Source organism: Falsiroseomonas sp. (genome assembly GCF_030695085.1).
GTDB lineage: Bacteria > Pseudomonadota > Alphaproteobacteria > Acetobacterales > Acetobacteraceae > Falsiroseomonas.
The window spans coordinates 58,029-75,987 of record NZ_JAUYTS010000168.1; the positions used below are offsets into that span (position 1 = coordinate 58,029).

The 17,959-nt window shown below is 70.1% G+C and carries 17 protein-coding genes; 11 read left to right on the forward strand and 6 right to left on the reverse strand.

Annotation, left to right across the window (positions count from 1 at the left end; genetic code table 11):
* Positions 1-6: 6 nt before the first annotated feature.
* The 3 genes from Q8S40_RS18695 (at position 7) to Q8S40_RS18705 (ending at position 4,467) form a co-directional block, all read left to right on the forward strand.
* Positions 7-1,431 (forward strand): M20 family metallopeptidase, encoded by a 1,425-nt coding sequence (locus Q8S40_RS18695; RefSeq protein WP_304811576.1) that lies wholly within the window; start codon positions 7-9, stop codon positions 1,429-1,431.
* A 92-nt stretch (positions 1,432-1,523) separates the two neighbouring features.
* On the forward strand, positions 1,524-2,873 hold the full coding sequence (locus Q8S40_RS18700) for an LLM class flavin-dependent oxidoreductase (RefSeq protein ID WP_305671602.1): 1,350 nt from the start codon (positions 1,524-1,526) through the stop codon (positions 2,871-2,873).
* A 19-nt stretch (positions 2,874-2,892) separates the two neighbouring features.
* Positions 2,893-4,467, forward strand: coding sequence for an ABC transporter substrate-binding protein (locus Q8S40_RS18705; protein ID WP_305671603.1), 1,575 nt, complete (start codon positions 2,893-2,895; stop codon positions 4,465-4,467).
* Positions 4,468-4,474: 7 nt separating this feature from the next.
* Here the strand turns inward: Q8S40_RS18705 and Q8S40_RS18710 are convergent, their stop codons facing one another.
* The 6 genes from Q8S40_RS18710 to Q8S40_RS18735 form a co-directional block, all read right to left on the reverse strand.
* Positions 4,475-6,289, reverse strand: coding sequence for an SLC13 family permease (locus tag Q8S40_RS18710; RefSeq protein ID WP_305671604.1), 1,815 nt, complete (start codon positions 6,287-6,289; stop codon positions 4,475-4,477).
* Between the two features lie 95 nt (positions 6,290-6,384).
* Entirely contained in the window at positions 6,385-7,116 is a 732-nt protein-coding gene (locus tag Q8S40_RS18715; protein ID WP_305671605.1) for a Sua5/YciO/YrdC/YwlC family protein, read from the reverse strand.
* 5 nt (positions 7,117-7,121) lie between these two features.
* Positions 7,122-8,096 carry a tripartite tricarboxylate transporter substrate binding protein gene (locus Q8S40_RS18720; RefSeq protein ID WP_304811589.1) on the reverse strand — a complete coding sequence of 325 codons (975 nt, stop codon included), beginning with the start codon at positions 8,094-8,096 and terminating at the stop codon, positions 7,122-7,124.
* A gap of 86 nt (positions 8,097-8,182) precedes the next feature.
* Positions 8,183-8,824, reverse strand: a complete 642-nt coding sequence (locus tag Q8S40_RS18725) for an NrsF family protein (protein ID WP_304811591.1) — start codon at positions 8,822-8,824, stop codon at positions 8,183-8,185.
* Entirely contained in the window at positions 8,811-9,413 is a 603-nt protein-coding gene (locus Q8S40_RS18730; protein ID WP_305671606.1) for an RNA polymerase sigma factor, read from the reverse strand. The genes Q8S40_RS18725 and Q8S40_RS18730 overlap by 14 nt, the downstream gene beginning before the upstream one ends.
* A gap of 55 nt (positions 9,414-9,468) precedes the next feature.
* Positions 9,469-9,975 carry a YHS domain-containing (seleno)protein gene (locus tag Q8S40_RS18735; protein WP_305671607.1) on the reverse strand — a complete coding sequence of 169 codons (507 nt, stop codon included), beginning with the start codon at positions 9,973-9,975 and terminating at the stop codon, positions 9,469-9,471.
* A 122-nt stretch (positions 9,976-10,097) separates the two neighbouring features.
* Between Q8S40_RS18735 and Q8S40_RS18740 the strand changes: the two genes are divergently transcribed.
* The 8 genes from Q8S40_RS18740 to Q8S40_RS18775 all read left to right on the forward strand — a co-directional run.
* Positions 10,098-10,673: an NUDIX hydrolase gene (locus tag Q8S40_RS18740; protein WP_304811596.1), complete on the forward strand. Its 576-nt coding sequence runs from the start codon at positions 10,098-10,100 to the stop codon at positions 10,671-10,673.
* Positions 10,670-11,122, forward strand: a complete 453-nt coding sequence (locus Q8S40_RS18745) for a GNAT family N-acetyltransferase (RefSeq protein ID WP_304811598.1) — start codon at positions 10,670-10,672, stop codon at positions 11,120-11,122. Before Q8S40_RS18740 ends, Q8S40_RS18745 begins: the two co-directional genes overlap by 4 nt.
* Positions 11,123-11,290: 168 nt before the next feature.
* Positions 11,291-12,994, forward strand: coding sequence for a flagellar basal-body MS-ring/collar protein FliF (fliF, locus tag Q8S40_RS18750; RefSeq protein ID WP_305671608.1), 1,704 nt, complete (start codon positions 11,291-11,293; stop codon positions 12,992-12,994).
* Positions 12,991-13,989 carry a flagellar motor switch protein FliG gene (fliG, locus tag Q8S40_RS18755; protein WP_305671609.1) on the forward strand — a complete coding sequence of 333 codons (999 nt, stop codon included), beginning with the start codon at positions 12,991-12,993 and terminating at the stop codon, positions 13,987-13,989. Before fliF ends, fliG begins: the two co-directional genes overlap by 4 nt.
* A complete protein-coding gene (locus Q8S40_RS18760) occupies positions 13,986-14,600 on the forward strand; it encodes a hypothetical protein (RefSeq protein ID WP_305671610.1) in 615 nt (204 codons plus the stop codon). The genes fliG and Q8S40_RS18760 overlap by 4 nt, the downstream gene beginning before the upstream one ends.
* Entirely contained in the window at positions 14,597-14,917 is a 321-nt protein-coding gene (gene fliN / locus Q8S40_RS18765) for a flagellar motor switch protein FliN (protein WP_304811610.1), read from the forward strand. The genes Q8S40_RS18760 and fliN overlap by 4 nt, the downstream gene beginning before the upstream one ends.
* A 4-nt stretch (positions 14,918-14,921) precedes the next feature.
* A complete protein-coding gene (locus Q8S40_RS18770; RefSeq protein WP_305671611.1) occupies positions 14,922-16,301 on the forward strand; it encodes a sigma-54 dependent transcriptional regulator in 1,380 nt (459 codons plus the stop codon).
* 4 nt (positions 16,302-16,305) lie between these two features.
* A partial coding sequence (locus tag Q8S40_RS18775; protein ID WP_305671612.1) for a flagellar biosynthesis protein FlhA occupies positions 16,306-17,959 on the forward strand: 1,654 nt, incomplete at its 3' end.

Genomic DNA, 17,959 nt, shown 5'->3' on the forward strand with positions numbered 1-17,959 from the left:
ACCCCCATGCAGAACGACGAACAGGTCTGGCGCAGCGTCGATGACCGCAAGGAGACCTATGCCGCCCTCAGCGACCGCGTCTGGGCGATGCCGGAGCTTTGCTACAACGAACACCGCAGCGTCGCGGAACACATCGCCATGCTGGAGGCCGAGGGCTTCGCGATCACGCGCGACGTGGCGGGCATTCCGACCGCGGTGATGGGCGAGGCCGGCGAGGGCGGCCCTGTCATCGCCATCCTTGGTGAATACGACGCCCTGCCCGGCCTGTCCCAGGAAGCTGGCGTGGCCGAGCACAAGCCGCTGCCGGGTGATGGCTACGGCCATGGCTGCGGGCATAATGTGCTGGGCTCCGCCAGCCTGCTCGCCGCCGCCGCGGTGAAGGATTATCTCAAGGCCAACAACCTGCCCGGCCGCGTGCGCTACTATGGCTGCCCGGCGGAAGAAGGCGGCGCGGCCAAGGGCTTCATGGTGCGGGAGGGCGCCTTCGATGATGTGGACATTGCCATCTCCTGGCACCCGGCCAGCTTTTCCGGCGTGAATGAGGCGATCTCGCTCGCCAACACCCGCATCGATTTCTCCTTCACCGGGCGCGCCGCCCATGCCGCATCCTCCCCGCATCTCGGTCGATCGGCGCTGGATGCGATCGAATTGATGAATGTCGGCGTGAATTACATGCGCGAGCATATGCCGAGCGATGCACGCATCCACTACGCCTATCTCAACGCCGGTGGCATCGCGCCGAATGTGGTGCAGTCGCAGACCAAGGTGCGCTACCTGATCCGCGCGCGGAACCTGGTGGAGCTGAACGCGCTGGTCACGCGCGTGCGGAAGATCGCGGATGGCGCGGCGCTGATGACGGAGACCACGGTTTCCACCCAGGTGATCTCGGCGGTGTCCAACCTGCTCGGCAATTCGCCACTGGAACGGCTGATGCAGGATAACTTCGAGCGCCTCGGCCCGCCGCAATTCACCGATGAAGACAAGGCCTATGCGGCCGAGATCCAGAAGACCCTGTCGGAGGAGGACATCCTCTCCGGCTATCGCCGCCAGGGCGTCACGCCGGATACCGGCAAGGCGCTGTGCGAGCTGATCGTGCCGCTCGGCGCCAAGGGTGCGGGCATGAACGGCTCCACCGATGTCGGCGACGTTTCGTGGAAGGTGCCCACCGTGCAGGCGCGCGGTGCGACCTATGCCATCGGCACGCCGGGCCATAGCTGGCAGGTGGTGGCGCAGGGCAAGGCGCCGGCCGCGCATACCGGCATGGTGCATGTCGCGAAGGTGATGGCCGGCACTGCGGTGGATGCGCTGCGCAACCCGGACCTGATCGCCAAGGCCAAGGCCGACCACGCGGCGCGGACCGGCGGCAAACCCTATGCCAGCCCGCTGCCGGCGGATGCGAAGCCGGCGCTGGGCATGTCGCTGGCCGAGTGATCTGAATTCGCGAAAGCCGCGATCGCCACAGCAATGCTTGCGGCGCGGCAGGGATGACGGCAGCCTTCACCTTTCGGTGCAAGGGTGCCGCCATGCCGCGACGTCAGATGAAGCTCGGTGTCTCGATGATCGGGCTGGGCTACCATATGGCGGCGTGGCGCCACCCGGATATCGACCCGGTCGGCAACATGAAGCTGTCCCATTACGTGGACGTCACGCGCATCGCCCAGCGCGGCAAGCTGGATTTGGTGTTTCTGGCCGATGGTGTCGGCATCCGCGCGCAGGACGAACCGAAGGGTGCGCTGGCGCGCTCCTCGAAGAATGTGGTGTTCGAACCCCTCACCCTGCTCTCGGCGCTTTCCATGGTCAGCGAGCATGTCGGCCTCGTTGCCACCGCCTCCACCACCTATAACGAGCCCTATCACGTCGCCCGCAAATTCGCCTCGCTGGATCACATCAGCGGCGGCCGTGCGGGCTGGAATGTGGTGTCCTCCTTCACCGATACCGAGGCGCGTAATTTCGGCTTCGAGAAGGCGCCGGATTACGAGAAGCGCTACGACCGCGCCGGCGAATTCGTCGAGGTGGTGCGCGGCCTGTGGGAGAGCTGGGAGGATGATGCCTTCATCCGCGACAAGGCATCCGGCATCAATTACGACGAATCCAAGCTGCATGTGCTGAACCACAAGGGCGAGCATTTCCGCGTGGCCGGCCCGCTGAACGTGGCGCGCACGCCGCAGGGGCATCCGGTGATCTTCCAGGCCGGCGCCTCCGATCCCGGGCGCGAATTGGCGGCGGCCACGGCGGATGGGCTCTACGCCGCGTCCCAGGATCTTTCGGCGGCCCAGGCCTACTACAGCGATGTGAAGGGCCGCATGGCGCGCTATGGGCGAGAGCCGGAGCATCTGAAGATCATGCCCGGCATCCTCGCCGTGCCCGGCCGCACGCGGCAGGAAGCGCAGGACAAGCATGAACAGGTGCAGTCGCTGCTGGACCCGCTGCTCGGCCTCAACCAGCTTTCCCGCGTCATGGGCGACCTGTCCGCCTATGATGTGGATGGGCCGGTGCCGGACAGTATCGACCCGCGCATGCGCAGCCGGGCACAGATCTTCCTCGACCTGGCCAGGCGCGACAACCTGACCATCCGCCAGCTCTATACGCTGGTCGCGGCGGGCAACGGCCATCGCACCGTGGTCGGCACGCCGGCGGATATCGCGGACGCCATGCAGGAATGGTTCGAGCAGGGCGCGGCGGATGGCTACAATATCCTACCGCCCTGGCTGCCCGGCGGGCTGGCCGATGTGGTGGATATGGTGGTCCCGGAATTGCAAAGGCGTGGCCTGTTCCGCACGGAATATGAGGGCACGACGCTGCGCGAGAATCTCGGCGTGCCCTACCCCACCCATCGCCGCGCCGCGCTCGCCCGCGGCCTGGCCGCCGAATAGCCGAGAGGGAGACGCCACCATGCGCCTGCTCCGCCCCCTACTGCTCGCGTCAAGCCTGCTCGCATCGGCGCCTGTGGCTGCACAGGAATTGCGCGTCGGCTTCAAGGCCGCCGTCACCGGCAGCGACCCGCACCAGAACTACACGCCCAATCGCAACGTGCAGCTGCATGTCTATGAACCGCTGGTGTTGCAGGACGCCTTCATGCGGCTTCAGCCGGGCGCCGCCAGCGCCTGGCGCAATGTGGACCCCAGCACCTGGGAATTCACGCTGCGAGAGGGCCTGAAGTTTCACGACGGCACGCCGGTAACGGCGGAGGATGTGGTCTTCTCGATCCAGCGGGCTCGCGCCGCCACCGGGCTTCGCACCTTCGTCGCCCAGACCCGCAGCGTGGCGAGCGTGGAGGCGAAGGACCCGCGCACCGTCCTGATCCGTACCACCTCTCCCACGCCCCTGTTGCCGGCGCAGATGGCGGTGATCGCCATCGTCTCCGCGCGTGCCGCGGCAGAGGCGGGGGAGGCCGAGTTCAACGGCGGCCGCGCCGCCATCGGCACCGGGCCCTATCGCTGGGTGCGCTACACGCCCGGCCGCGACGTGGTGATCGAGCGTGCCGCGAGCCATTGGCAGGCAGCGGAGCCCTGGGAACGGGTGAGCTTCCGCTTCATCTCGAATGACAGCGCCCGCGTCGCGGCGCTGCTGGCCGGCGATGTGGACGTGATCGACAATGTGCCACCCTCGCTGTTCGGCGAGGTCCGCGCCAGCGACCGCACGCAGCTTGTCACCACGCCCGGCCTGTTCACGCTGTACATGTATCTGGACCATTTCCGCGATCAGGTGGTCTTCGCCACCGGTCCGGACGGCCAGCCCCTGGCCCGCAACCCGGTGCGCGATCCGCGCGTGCGGCAGGCGCTGAACCTCGCGATCAACCGCGTGGCGCTGGCCGAGCGCGGCATGGAAGGGGCTGCGGACCCGATCGGGCAGTTTGCCGGGCCCGGCTTCATCGGGCACGACGAAAGCCTGGCGCCGCCACGGCACGATCCGGCCCAGGCCCGCCGCCTGCTGGCGGAGGCCGGCTACCCGAATGGCTTCGGCCTCACCATCCACTGCACCAATGACCGCTTCCCGGGCGATTCCCGTACCTGCCAGGCGGTGGGGCAGATGTTCACCGCCATCGGCATCCGCACCATCGTGGAACCGCTGCCCTCGGCGGTGTTCTTCCGCCGCGCCAATGGCAGCGCCACGCAGGACCCGGAATTCACCGCCTTCATGGCGATCTTCGCCTCCTCCACCGGGGTGGCGAGCGAGAGCATGACCACCATTCTGCGCACGCGGAACCGCGACACCGGCGCCGGGTCGCTGAACCGCGGCCGCTATTCCAACGCGGCGCTGGATGCGGCGCTGGACCGGGTTGATGCGATCTTCGACGATGTGGCGCGGGAACGGGCCATGGGGGATGCGGCGCGCATCGCCATCGAGGACAATGCAATCATCCCGGTCTTCTCGCTGCGCGCCTCCTACGGGCTGCGGCGCGGGCTGAGCATCGTGCCGCGCGGCGACCAGTACACCTTCGCCACCACCATCCGCACCGCGCCGTAGCGGCAGGCTACAGCGGCCAGAACAGCAGCAGCGCCGGCACGGCCACGGCCACCACCAGAATCTCCAGCGGCAGGCCGAGGCGCCAATAGTCGCTGAAGCGGAAGCCGCCGGGCCCCAGGATCAGCGTGTTGTTCTGGTGCCCGATCGGCGTCAGGAAGGCGCAGGATGCGCCGATCGCCACCGCCATCAGGAAGGGGTCGGCCGCGACGCCGAGCTGGCTGGCGGTGCCGATGGCCACCGGGCACATCACCGCGGCGGTGCCGGCATTGTTCATGAAATCCGACAGCGTCATCGTCACCACCAGCACCAGTGCCAGCGCCGCCACCGGCCCGTAGGACGCCACCGGCGCCAGCATCGCATTGGCCACCAGATCCGCGGCGCCGGTCGTGGCCATCGCCTCCGCCACCGGCAGCAGTGCGGCCAGCAGCACAACCACCGGCCAGTCCACCGCATCATAAAGCCGCCGCACCGGCACCTGGCCGAGCACCACCACCGCCAGCACGCCGGCGGCGAAGGCGATGGCGGCCGGCACCAGGCCGAAGGCGGCGCCGGCAATGGCGGCCAGCATCGCGCCACCGACCAGCGCGGCGCGCCGCGCATCCGGCAGGCGCAACGAGCGTTGGGCCAGTGGCACCAGGCCAAATTGCTGGGCAAACTCCGTCATCGTCTCGGGCGAGCCCTGCAGCAGCAGCATGTCGCCTTCACGCAGCGCCATGCTGTTGAGCCGCGCGGTCTCCCGCACGCCACGGCGGGAGATGGCGAGCAGGTTGACGCCGAATTGGTGGCGCAGGCGGATGCTGCGGGCGGAAAGCCCGGCAATCTCGGCCCGTGGCCGCACCACATATTCCGCCAGCACCACTTCGGGCGATTGCAGCGCCGCGGCGGGGCTGTCCGGCTCGGGCTTTGCGTCCACCGCGGCGCCCTCGCCCGGTCGCACCTCCTCCTCCAGTTTCAGGCCGAGATCGGCCAGCGCGGCGGTCAGCGCCTCCGGCTCCGCCTCGATCACCAGGATGTCGCCGGCCTTCACCTCCCGCGACAGGTGCGGTGCGGCGATCCGGCGTTCGTTGCGCAACAGGCCGATAACCTGCGCCTCGCTGGCCTGCAGCGCTTCCTCGATCGCGCGCAGCGACATGCCGGCGGCCTTGGCGCCTTCCGGCACGCGCGCCTCGGTCAGGTAGGCGCCGCTGGCGAAGCCCTCGGCACCGCTGACCTTGCGCGCCGGCACCAGCCGCCAGGCGAGCGCCAGGAAAGCCAGGCCGGCAAGCGCCACCGCCACGCCGACCGGAGCGAAGTCGAACATCGCGAAGCTGCCCGAACCGCCGGCCTGCGCGCGGAAGCCGGAGACGATGAGGTTGGGTGGCGTGCCGATCAGCGTCGTCATGCCGCCGAGGATCGAGCCGAAGGCCAGCGGCATCAGGATCCGGCCCGGCGGCAGGCCGAGCCGCGCGGCAACGGGAATCGCCACCGGCATCAGCAGCGCCAGCGCGCCGACATTGTTCATGAAGGCTGAGAGCAGTGCGGCGAGGCCCGCCAGCGCCGCGATGGTCACCGTCGGCCCGGCCTTGCGCGGCACCGCGACGCTGGAAAGCCAATCCACCGCGCCGCTGGCCTGCAGCGCCGCGCTGAGGATCAGGATGCAGGCGACGGTGACGACGGCCGGATGCCCCAGCCCGGAAAAGGCCGCATCCGGTGCCACCAGCCCCGCCGCGACCGCCGCCAGAAGGGCCGCCACCGCCACCACGTCGTGCCGCCAGCGGCCCCAGATGAACAGGATGATGGTGGCCGCCAGGATGGCGAGAAGGCTGGTCTGGGCAAGGGTCATCTATTCGGTCTCAGCAGCGAGCGGCGGCCATAGCAGCCCGCGGCCGCGTTTGCCGCATCACGGCCGCGCGGGTGCCGGATTTCCGCCGGGGTGGTTCACCCGTAGCTGCGCTGCGCCTCCCGCAAATGGCCCGAAGGCAGCGCCTCCAGCCCCGGGTCGGGCGGCAGGGCCACGCCGAAATGGCGCTCGAGCGCCTCCGCGATCACCTCGTAGCAGGACCCGATCCGCACCACCTCCATGGTCCGGAAGTCGATCATGGTGGAGGACCGGCGGTAGCGGTGGAATTTCTGCAGGCCGTAATCCACCACCACATCCGCGACCGCCTGGATCTCCGGCTGGACATCCGTGGCGCGGAAGCGCGTGCCGGTACCGGTGAGGTTGGCGGAGGATCCGAAAAGCGGCTGGCCCTGCGCGGTGGCTTCGCGCGTCACCTCCCGCAGGAAATTGCCGGCGTTCAGCAGCATCGCCAGCGTGCCGCCATCGGTGCTGGCGGCCAGCGCTTCCTCGCCCAGCGCCCGCAGCAGCGGGTGCTGGTCCTTGAAGCCGGCCACCACCGCCACCGGCAGATCGTGGTCCGCCACCAGGCAGCGCACCATGTCCCGCCCGCGCGCGTCCAGCAGGTGCAGCTCGTCATGCAGGTCGAGGTTGCCGAGCATGGCGTTGCGCTTATGCGCGCCCCGCCCCTTGGCGCGGAAGAAGCGCATCAGCGCATCGTGGCAGCCGCCGATGCCGGCATAGCCGACATCCATCGGGATGATCGCAACGCCACCGGCGCGCACCGCCTGCACCACGCGGCGGGCATCGCCCGGAATGTCCAGCCTGCTCATCCGGCTCATCCGAGGTTGAGGTTCAGCGAGGGCAGGATCGGTGCCCAGCGGTCATGTTCCGCGCGCAGCATCGTGGCCGCTTCCTCCGGTGATGTCGGCGTGATCTCGAAGCCCGCGCGGGTCAGCTGCGTGCGCAGCGCCGGGTCCTCCAGGCTTGCCAGCGTCGCGGCATGCAGCGCCGCGATCGCCTCCGGCGGCGTCGCCGCCGGTGCCAGCAGCAGGAAGCGCAGCGCATTTACCACGCGGGGCAGCCCCTCCTCCGCCGTGGTCGGCACATCGGGCGCCGCCGCCGAGCGCCGCGTCGACAGCACGGCGAGCGGGCGCAGCGTGCCGGCGGCGAAATGCTGCGTCACGGAGCCGAGGCTGAATACGCCGAGGTGCACATGCCCCGCCAGCACATCGTTCATCGCCGGGCCGCCGCCGCGATATTCCGCCTGGATCATGCGGATGCCGGCCTCGCGCGCCAGCAGCTCGAACCCCAGATGGTGCGGCGAGCCGAGCGAGGGATTGGCGAAGGCGAATTTCTCCGGGCTTTCCTTCGCCAGCGCGACGAATTCACGCAGGTTGCGCGCCGGCACATTCGGGTTGATCGCCACCACCAGCGGCGTCTCCGCCAGATAGGCGATCGGTTTGAAATCACGAAACAGGTCGTAGGGCAGGTTGCGGTACAGCATCGGGAAGTAGGCGATGTTGTCGGCGTTGATCACCAGCGTGTGGCCATCCGGCGTGGCACGGCTGGCCAGCTCCATGCCGATATTGGTCGCCGCGCCGCCGCGATTGTCGATCACCACGGGCTGGCCGAGCCGGGTGCGCATCTGCTCCGCCCAGGGCCTGGCGAGCGTATCCGTGCCGCCACCCGGCGGGTAGGGAATGATCAGCCGCAACGGGCGGTTCGGCGCCCAGCCCGCACTCTGCGCGCGCAGTGTCGCAGGGGCGGCGAGGCCTGCGAACAGGCCAGCGAGGAGTGGTCGGCGATGCATGGCGAACTCCCTTGGTCGTTGCCCCTCTTGCGTGGGCGTCGCGCCACTCTCCGCACAAGCCGCCAGCCCGGCAAGCCCCTTTCGGGTCAGGCGGCCATGGCACGTAGCGCGCGCGCGCCCCACAGCCGCGACAGCGCCATCACCACCAGCACCGATCCGCCATGCCAGATCAGCACCATCGCCGCGGCCTCCAGGTGATGCACCAGCGACAGCCCGACCGAGGCCACCGCCGCCGCCGCCAACCCGGCCAGCCAGGTCACGGGGCCGGGGCGGATGCGCGCGGCATGGCGGGTCATCCACAGCATGCCGAGCGTCAGCGGCACGCCGAAGCCGATGATGAAGCGCATGCAGGCGAAGCTGATGCCCAGCGCCGGCCAGCCGCGCTCGATGAATTCCGCGATGCAGCCCCAGCCGAGGCCGGAGATCCAGAAAATCGCGAAGGGCAAGGGCAGCAGCGCCCAGCGGTCGGAACGATCGGGCAGCGCCAGATGGAAGGCGGCCACCGCCGCCGCCGCGCCGGTGGCCAGCGCCGCCAGCAGGTTCACCTGCTCATGCATCAGCATCAGCCGGTGTTCCAGATCATGCCGCAAGCCGGAGATCAGCACGCCGGCCGCAATCACCGCCGCCGCCAGGGCCAGCCAACCCAGCGCCGCCCGCATCGGCGGCGTCACCCGGCGCACCGGGGCCACATCCTGCGACAGGCGGCGGATCAGCTCATCGGTCTGCAAGGTCTTCTCCTTTTCCGGCCACGCCGAAGCGGCGGCGCAGCGACCGCATGGCACGATGCGTCGCCACCTTCAGCGCGCCGATGCTGAGGCCGGAGCGGGCCGACGCCTCGGCAAGCGACAGATCCTCCAGCTTCGCCAGGCGCAGCGCGGTGCGCTGGCTTTCCGGCAGCTCCGCGACCGCCTCGCGCAGATCGCGCGCGGCGATGCGTTCCTCCGCCACCGCCGGCACGGAGGCAGCGGATTCCGGCAGATCGTCCAGGTTGGATTCACGGCCGGCGCCGCGGCCACGGCGGCGCAGCCGGTCGATCGCGCGGCGGGTGGCGATGGTGGTCATCCAGGGGCCGAAGGGACGTTCGGGGTCGTAGGTGTGGCGCAGCGCGTGGATGGTCATCAGCGCATCCTGCACCGCATCCTCCACCTCCGCCGCATCGCGGATGCGGGCGCGGGCCAGCAGGCGCAGCCGTGGCGTCACCTCCCGCAGCAGCGTATCATAGGCGCGGGCGTCACCGCCCTGGGCGGCGGCCAGCAGCCCGCCCCAGCGCATTTCCTGCACCAGGCGCGGATCTGCGGGGCGCGCGCTTTCGGTCATGTGGGGCCGCGACGCCGGCAGCGGCCCCGCCTGCAGCAGCGCCGCGCAGGACACGTCAGCGCTCCGCAAGCCGCGGCCAATTGGCCTCGGCGCGCGCGATATTGCCCGGGATGTCCCGCTGCCACTGCCTTTGCACCCCTCGGTCGTAGTTCAGGTACAGCACGCCGTCGCGGATGTGCCATGCCTCGGGATCGATATCCACCTTGTAGCCGCGTGCCACGCCGAAGGCACAGAACCCGCCATAGCGCGGCATATGGGCGGCCGGATCGGCCTGGAACCGCACCAGATGGGCGGCGGAGGCGAAGTGCCAGGCGACCCCGGCATGTTCGGCACGGAAGGCGGTGCTGCCCCGGCGCGGCCGGCCCTCGGTGAACCAGGCTACGGGGTCCCAGCCATCCAGCGCCACGCCGGCCTTGTGGTTGACGGAACGCGGCAGGTCACTGGCGCGGGCGGCGCCGATCATCAGCGCCGGTGTCAGGGCAACGGGTGTCAGGGCAACGGGCGCCAGGGTAAGGGGCGCCAGGGTAAGGGGCGCCAGGGCAAGCAGGGTACGGCGACGCATGAGCGCAAGCCTTTGTGGTTGCAGACCCCAGCACTTCGCCCGGGGCCGCCCCCCGGTTACGCGCGGCTGTTGCGCGCCCGCACGGCTTGCGGGACGCTGCCCGGCCGCGCCAGGGTGGCGGCATGGACACCGAACCACCCCCCTGGACCACCACCCACTCCGAGATCCTGCTCGAGGATCGCTGGATTCGCCTGCGCGCCGACCGGCTGCGCACGCAGCAGGGTGTCGAGATCGCGCCCTGGTATGTGCTGGACTACCCCGATTGGTGCGTCGTGGTGGCGCTGACGGAGGATCAGCGCCTGGTGCTGGTCCGCCAGTGGCGGCATGGCGCGCAGAGCTGGTCCCTGGAGTTGCCCGGCGGGGTCATCGACCGCGCGGATCGCGACCCGGTCGCCGCCGCGCAGCGCGAATTGCAGGAGGAAACCGGCTATGGCGGCGGGGAATGGCGCTATCTGTATGCCGGCCACGCCAACCCGGCGCTGCAGACCAACCGCCTGCATGTCGTGCTGGCCACCGGACTCCGCCCGGTCGCCACCGCGACGCCGGAGCCGACGGAGCTGATCAGCATCGAGCACCTCTCCGTGGCGGAGGCGCTGGAGGGCCTGTCGCGCGGCCTGATCGGCCAGTCCATGCATGTCGGTGCAATCTGTGTCGGCCTCGCCGCGGCGGGGATCATCAAGCTGGAGACCCAGGGATGAGCGGCTTCACCATCACCCCCCTCGCCGCCCGCCACCGCGCGGATTGGGACCGGCTCTATGCCGGCTACGCGGCCTTCTACAAGGTGGAACAGACGGCGGAAATGCGCGCGCGCGTCTGGGGCTGGATCATGGACCCGGCGCATGAGGTCAACGCCCTGGTGGCGGAGGATGCGGATGGCACGGCGATCGGCCTGGCGCATTACCGCCCCTTCGCCCGGCCGCTGGCCGCCGGCACCGGCGGCTTCCTGGACGACCTTTTCGTGGACCCCGCGCATCGCGGCCGGCGCATCGCCGATGCGCTGATCGAGGCGCTGTCCGAGATCGGCCGGCAGCGCGGCTGGGGGGTGCTGCGCTGGATCACCGCGGATGACAATTACCGCGGCCGCGGCGTGTATGACCGGCTGGCGACCCGGACCATGTGGATCACCTACGACCGCAAGCTGGGTTAGGGCCACCGCGGCCGGGCTCCCGCGCGACAATTCTTCCTGGCATTAACCGCGCCGTTACCCCGCACCCGGCAGAACCTGCCGAGCCGGCATGATCCGGCCTGGGGATGGCAGGATGCGATCGGCGGGGCATGGCGCAAGGGGCGCGGTTGGGACGTGCGGAGGCAGCGCATGGGGGCGCTGATCGCGCAGCTCCGCGCGCTCGGGCCACTGCGGCTGGCAGCATTGGCCGGCGTCGGCCTTGCGGTGCTCGGGCTGGTGGCGATGCTGGCGATGCGCGCCTCCGACCCGCCCATGGCCCTGCTGTATGGCGACCTGGACCCGCGCGACGCCGGGCAGATGGTGGCCGCGCTGGAACGCGCCCGCATCCCGCATCGCCTGGCCGCCGGCGGTGCGCAGATCATGGTGCCGGAGGCGGATGTGCCGCGCGTGCGGCTGCTGCTGGCGCGGGACGGACTGCCGAGCGGCGGGTCCGTCGGCTACGAAATCTTCGACCGCGGCGAAAGCCTGACCACCACGCCCTTCCAGCAGGATGTGAACCGGCTGCGCGCGCTGGAGGGTGAACTCTCCCGCACCATCCGCAGCCTGTCCGGCGTCCGCCAGGCGCGCGTGCACCTGGTGCTGCCGCGGCGCGAACCCTTCTCCCGCGAACGCGGCGAGGCGCAGGCCAGCGTGGTGCTGACCATGCAGGGCTCGCAGCGGCTGGACCGCGAAGGCGTGCAGGCGGTGCTGCACCTGGTGGCTGCCGCCGTGCCCGGCCTGCGCCCGCAGCAGGTCTCCATCGTCGACAGCCGCGGCGAGCTGATGGCCCGCGGCGGCCAGGCGCTGTCCGGCCCCGCCGCCGCGCAGACGGCGGAGGAACTGCGCCGCGCCGCGGAACTCCGCCTGGCCCGCGCGGTGGAGGAATTGCTGGAACGCACGCTGGGCCCGGGCCGGGTGCGCGCCGAAGCCTCGGTCGAGATGGATTTCGACCGTGTGCAGACCACGGAAGAACGCTTCGATCCGGAAAACCAGGTGCCCCGCAGCACCCAGTCCGCCACCGAGAGCAACCGCAGCGGGGAGGCCGGCAACGTCACCGTCGCCAACCAGCTTCCGGGCGCCGAGGCCGCCGCCGCCGGCAGCCGGACGGAGCAGCAGCGGCAGGAGGAAACGACCAATTTCGAAATCGGCCGCACCACGCGCAATGTGGTGCGCGAACAGCCGGCGCTGAAGCGCCTGTCGCTGGCCGTGCTGGTCGATGGCATCTGGGAACCGCAGCCGGATGGCGCGCCACCGCGCTTCCGCGAACGCAATGCGGATGAGATTGGGCGCATCATGTCGCTCGCGCGGTCGGCCGTGGGTTTCAACGAGGAACGCGGCGACAAGGTGGAGGTGGTCAGCCTGCGCTTCGCCGAGCCGCCGATGGCGGATGCGGGATCGGAGGGCTTCTTCATCCTCGGCCAGAGCATCCCGCCCTCGCTGATCGGGCGGCTGATCGAGAGCAGCATCCTGGCGCTGGTGGCGCTGGCCGCGATCCTGCTGATCGGGAAGCCGGTGACCAATCGCCTGCTGCTCGCCATGACGCCGCAGCCGGTGCTGGTGGGCATCGGGCCGGACGGCACCACGGTGACCTTCACCAGCGCGGCGGAGGCGGCGCAGGCCCAGGCGAACGGCACCATTACCGGCGCCGCCCAGGTGGCCGGGCCGGATGGCACGCCGCAGATCCAGCAAGGCGAGGCGACGGCCGAGGAGGAGGATGCCATGGTGAAACTGTCCCGTGTCGAGGGCCAGATGCGCGCCTCCGCCCTCGCGGCGCTGGCGGAGATGGTGGACAACAACCCCGACGCCGCGGTGACCGTGATCCGGCGCTGGCTGGCCCCGGCGGACGCGCTGTGACGAACACCCTGACCGGCCCGCAAAAGGCCGCCACGCTGATGCTCGCCCTCGGCGAGGATCATGCGGCGAAGATCTTCACCCGGCTGCATGAGGATGAGATCCGCGACCTGTCGCTGGCCATGGCCGCACTCGGCTCCGTCAGCGCCGCCACGGTGGAGGCGGTGGTGGCGGATTTCGCCGGCCAGATCGGCCAGGCCGGCCACCTCGTCGGCTCCTATGAGAGCACGGAGCGGATGCTGCTGAAGACGCTGCCGAAGGAGCGCGTCGCCCAGATCATGGAGGAAATCCGCGGCCCCGCCGGCCGCACCATGTGGGACAAGCTGGGCAATGTGAATGAGGCGGTGCTGGCGAACTACCTGAAGAACGAATACCCGCAGACCGTCTCCGTGGTGCTGTCCAAGGTGCGGCCGGACCATGCGGCGCGCGTGCTGTCCCTGCTGCCCGAAGGCTTCGCCATGGAAGTGGTGATGCGGATGCTGCGGATGGAGACGGTGCAGAAGGAAGCGCTGGAAGGCGTGGAGCGCACGCTGCGGATGGAGTTCATGTCCAACCTCGCCCGCGGATCCCGCCGGGACGCCCACGAAGTCATGGCCGAGATCTTCAACAACCTGGACCGCGCCGCGGAAGGCCGCATCCTGTCGGCGCTCGAGGAACGCTCCCGCGAAAGCGCGGAGAAGATCCGCGCACTGATGTTCACCTTCGACGACCTGCAAAGGCTGGACCAGCAGGGCATCCAGGCGCTGCTGCGCGCCGTGCCGAAGGACAAGCTGACCCTGGGCCTGAAGGGCGCGTCGGAAACGCTGCGCGACATCTTCTTCCGCAACCTGTCCGAACGCGCTTCGAAGCTGCTGAAGGACGATCTGGCGGGGATGGGTCCCGTCAAGCTGCGCGAGGTGGATGACGCCCAGGCGCAGATCGTCGCCATCGCCAAGGACCTGGCGGCGCAGGGCCAGATCCAGATCGCCGATGGGCGCGACGATGAGATGCTGGCATGAGGCATGCGCTGCAACTGCCCGACCTCGGCGCGCCGCCGCCGCCGCCGCCGCCGCCACCGCCGGACCCGGCCGTGCTGCTGGCCGATTCCCGCGCGGCCGGCTTCGCCGAGGGCCACGCGGCGGGATATGCGGCGGGGCTGAAGGAAGGCCGTGCCGAGCAGGCCCGGGCGCAGGAGGCGGCGATCCAGCGCACCCTGGAACGCATGGCCGCGCTGATGGGGGAAGCCGCCGAAGCCGGCCGCGCGGTCGCCACGGAATCGGCCCAGGCGCTGGCCGAACTGGTGATGGAAGCGGTGGATTTCGGCCTGCCCGGTGCCGCCGAAAGACTGGGGGCGGATCTGGTGCCACGGCTGATCGTGCCGCTGCTGCCCGCCATCGCCGACCGGCCGGAGGCGGTGCTGCATGTCGCACCCGATCTGGCGGCCGCGACCGCGGCGCGGATGCCGCCTGGCGGGCCGGAGGTGTGCGGTGATCCCGCAATCGCGGCGGGCGATGCACGGCTTGCCTGGCGCGACGGCGCGCTGGTGATCTCGCTGGCGGTGCGTCGCCAGGCGCTCGCGGAAGTGCTGCGCAATGCGGGGCTTGAGACGAACAGGGAGAACACGCCATGAGCGGGCAGGATGGCTTCGAGGCGGTCCCGGTGACGGAGGCGCAGCAGGGCACCGGCAGCAGCGGTCCACGCGACCTCGATGCGGTGTACGACATCCCGGTGCAGGTCAGCGCCGTGCTCGGCCGCGCCACCATGCAGGTCTCGCAGCTTCTGAAACTCGGCCGCGGCGCGGTGGTGGAGCTGGACCGCAAGCTGGGCGAGGCGGTGGACATCTACGTCAATAACCGCCTGGTGGCGCGTGGCGAGGTGGTGATGGTGGATGACAATCGCCTCGGCGTGACGATGACCGAAATCGTCAAATCGGACCGGGGCGGCTGAGGCCATGGCACGCCTGCTGATCATCGGCTCGCTCGAAGGCGAACTCGGCGCGGCCGCCCGTGTCGCCATCGCGCGCGGCGCGAAGCTGGGCCATGCGGAGGGCGTCGGCGCCGGGCTGGAACGGCTGCGGCTGGAGGGTGCCGATCTCGCGCTGGTCGATCTGCGGCATGATGTGGTGTGGCTGGTGCAGGCGCTGTCCGCCGAGCGCATCGCCTGCCCCGTCGTCGCCTGCGGCCGCGCCGAGGATGCGGATGCGGCGGTGCGCGCGATCGAGGGCGGGGCGCGGGACTTCCTGCCGCTGCCGCCGGATGCGGACCTCATCATCGCCATGCTGGAAGCGGCCGGCGCGGCACCGCGCAACGATGCGCCACTGGCGCGCGACCCGGCGATGGCGACGCTGTTGGCGCGCGTCGCGCAGGTGGCGCGCGCCGAGGCTTCCGTGCTGCTCACTGGCGAAAGCGGCACCGGCAAGGAAGTGATGGCGCGCCACCTCCATGCGCTGTCGAAGCGCGCGCGCGGCCCCTTCGTCGCGCTCAACTGCGCGGCGCTGCCGGAAACGCTGTTGGAATCCGAATTGTTCGGCCATGAAAAGGGCGCCTTCAGCGGCGCCGTGGCCGCGCGCAAGGGCAAGTTCGAACAGGCCGAAGGCGGCACGCTGCTGCTGGACGAGATCGGTGAGATGGACCCACGGCTGCAGGCCAAGATCCTCCGCGTGCTGCAGGAACGTGAGGTCGACCGGCTGGGTGGCGGCGCGCCCTGCAAGGTGGATGTGCGGATCATCGCGGCGACGCATCGGGACCTGCTGAGCGAAGTCGCAGCCGGGCGGTTCCGGGAGGATCTGTATTTCCGCCTCAACGTGGTGGCCCTGCGGATTCCGCCGCTGCGCGACCGGCCTTCGGACATCCTGCCGCTGGCCGAGCATTTCGCCATCCGCTACGCGCAGGTGAACGGCCTGCCGGAGCGCCCATTGGCGCCGCTGGCACGGCACCGGCTGATGGCGCATCCCTGGCCCGGCAATGTGCGCGAACTGGAAAACGCAATCCACCGCGCCGTGCTGCTGGCGGAGGGCCATGAGATCGGGCCGGAGGCGATCGAGCTGTCGCAGCCCGCGACGCATCATGCCGCTGCCACACCCGCCGCCGCGCCGCCCGCCACCCCAACGGGCCAGGTCGCCGCCCTGGTCGGCCGCAAGGTGGAGGAGGTGGAGCGGGAGCTGATCCTGGAGACGCTGTCGCATTGCCTCGGTAATCGCACGCGCGCGGCGGAGATTCTCGGCATCTCGATCCGCACGCTGCGGAACAAACTGGGTGAATACCGCACCGCCGGCATCGCCGTGACACCGGCGCCGGGCCAGCCGCCATCCCCCTTGCAGATCGCCGTCTGATCGGATGGGAAGCCTGGTGATTCCGGCCTGGCTGATTCGCGCCCGGCCCACGGGTGACGTGGCGCTCGGCCTCGGCGTGGTCCTGCTGGTGGCGGTGCTGGTGGTGCCGCTGCCGGCCTGGATGATGGATGCCGGTCTGGCCGTGTCCATCACCGCATCGGTGCTGGTGCTGATGGTGTCACTGTTCATGCGGCGGCCGCTGGACTTCACCAGCTTCCCCACCGTGCTGCTGCTGACCACGCTGCTGCGGCTGGCGCTGAACGTCGCCACCACCCGCGCCATCCTGACCAATGGGCATGAGGGGCCGAACGCGGCGGGACACGTGATCTCGGCCTTTGGCGGATTTCTGATGGGTGGCGATGTGCTTGTCGGCATCATCGTCTTTGCCATCCTGCTGCTGGTGAATTTCGTCGTCGTCTCCAAAGGCTCCGGCCGCATCGCGGAGGTTGCCGCACGGTTCAGCCTGGATGCGATGCCGGGCAAGCAGATGGCGATCGATGCGGATCTGTCCGCAGGCCTGCTGACGGAAGACCAGGCGCGGCTGCGGCGGCGCGAGCTGGAGGAGGAAAGCGCCTTCTACGGCGCCATGGATGGCGCGGCGAAATTCGTTCGCGGCGATGCCATCGCCGGCCTCGTGACCACGCTGATCAACCTGCTGGCCGGCATCGCCATCGGCACCATGCGCCAGGGCCTGCCCTTCGGCGAGGCGGTCACCACCTATTCGATGCTGACGGTGGGCGATGGGCTTGTGGGCCAGATTCCGGCGCTGCTGGTCTCGCTCGCCGCCGGCATCGTCGTGACCAAGGGCGGCGTCCAGGGCCGCGCGGACCAGGCACTGGTGCTGCAGCTTGGCGGCGCCAAGCCGCTGCGGCTGGCGGGCGGGGCCGCGGTGGTGATGGGGCTGCTGCCCGGCATGCCGCTGATCCCCTTCATCGCCCTGTCCGGCGCGGCCTTCTATGGCGCCTATCTGCAGGACATGGCCGAGCGCGCCCGCCGCGTCGTGGCCGAGGCGCCGCCACCACCTCCGGGTGAGCCGCCAGCCAGCGATGCGTTGAAGATGGATCTGTTGCGTCTTGAACTCGGCTACGGCCTGCTGAGCCTGGCCGCCGGCGATGCGCCGCGCCTGTCCGAGCAGATCCGCACGCTGCGCAAGACCACGGCGCAGGAACTGGGCTTCGTGCTGCCCAGCGTCCGCATCCAGGACAATCTGCAATTGCCGGCAGATACCTATGTGATCCGGGTGAAGGAGATCGAGGCCGGGCGCGGCGTGCTGAAGCCGCCGCTGCACCTGGCCATCGACCCCTCCGGCAACCCGCCCGCCCTGCCGGGGGAGCGTGTGCAGGAGCCCACCTTCGGCCTGCCCGCCGCCTGGATCGAGGAATTCCGGCGCGAGGAAGCGCTGGCGCTCGGCTGCACCGTGGTGGACGCGGCCGGTGTGCTGGCCACGCACCTCACGGAAGTCACCCGCGAGAACATGCCCGAGATGCTGTCCTTCGCGGAGACGCAGAAACTGCTGGATGAGATGCCACCGGAACACAAGCGCCTGGTGGCGGACCTCGTTCCGGCGCAGGCCAGCATCGGCACGGTGCAGCGGCTGTTGCAGGCGCTGCTGGCGGAACGCGTTTCCATTCGTGACCTGCCGACCATCCTGGAGGGCA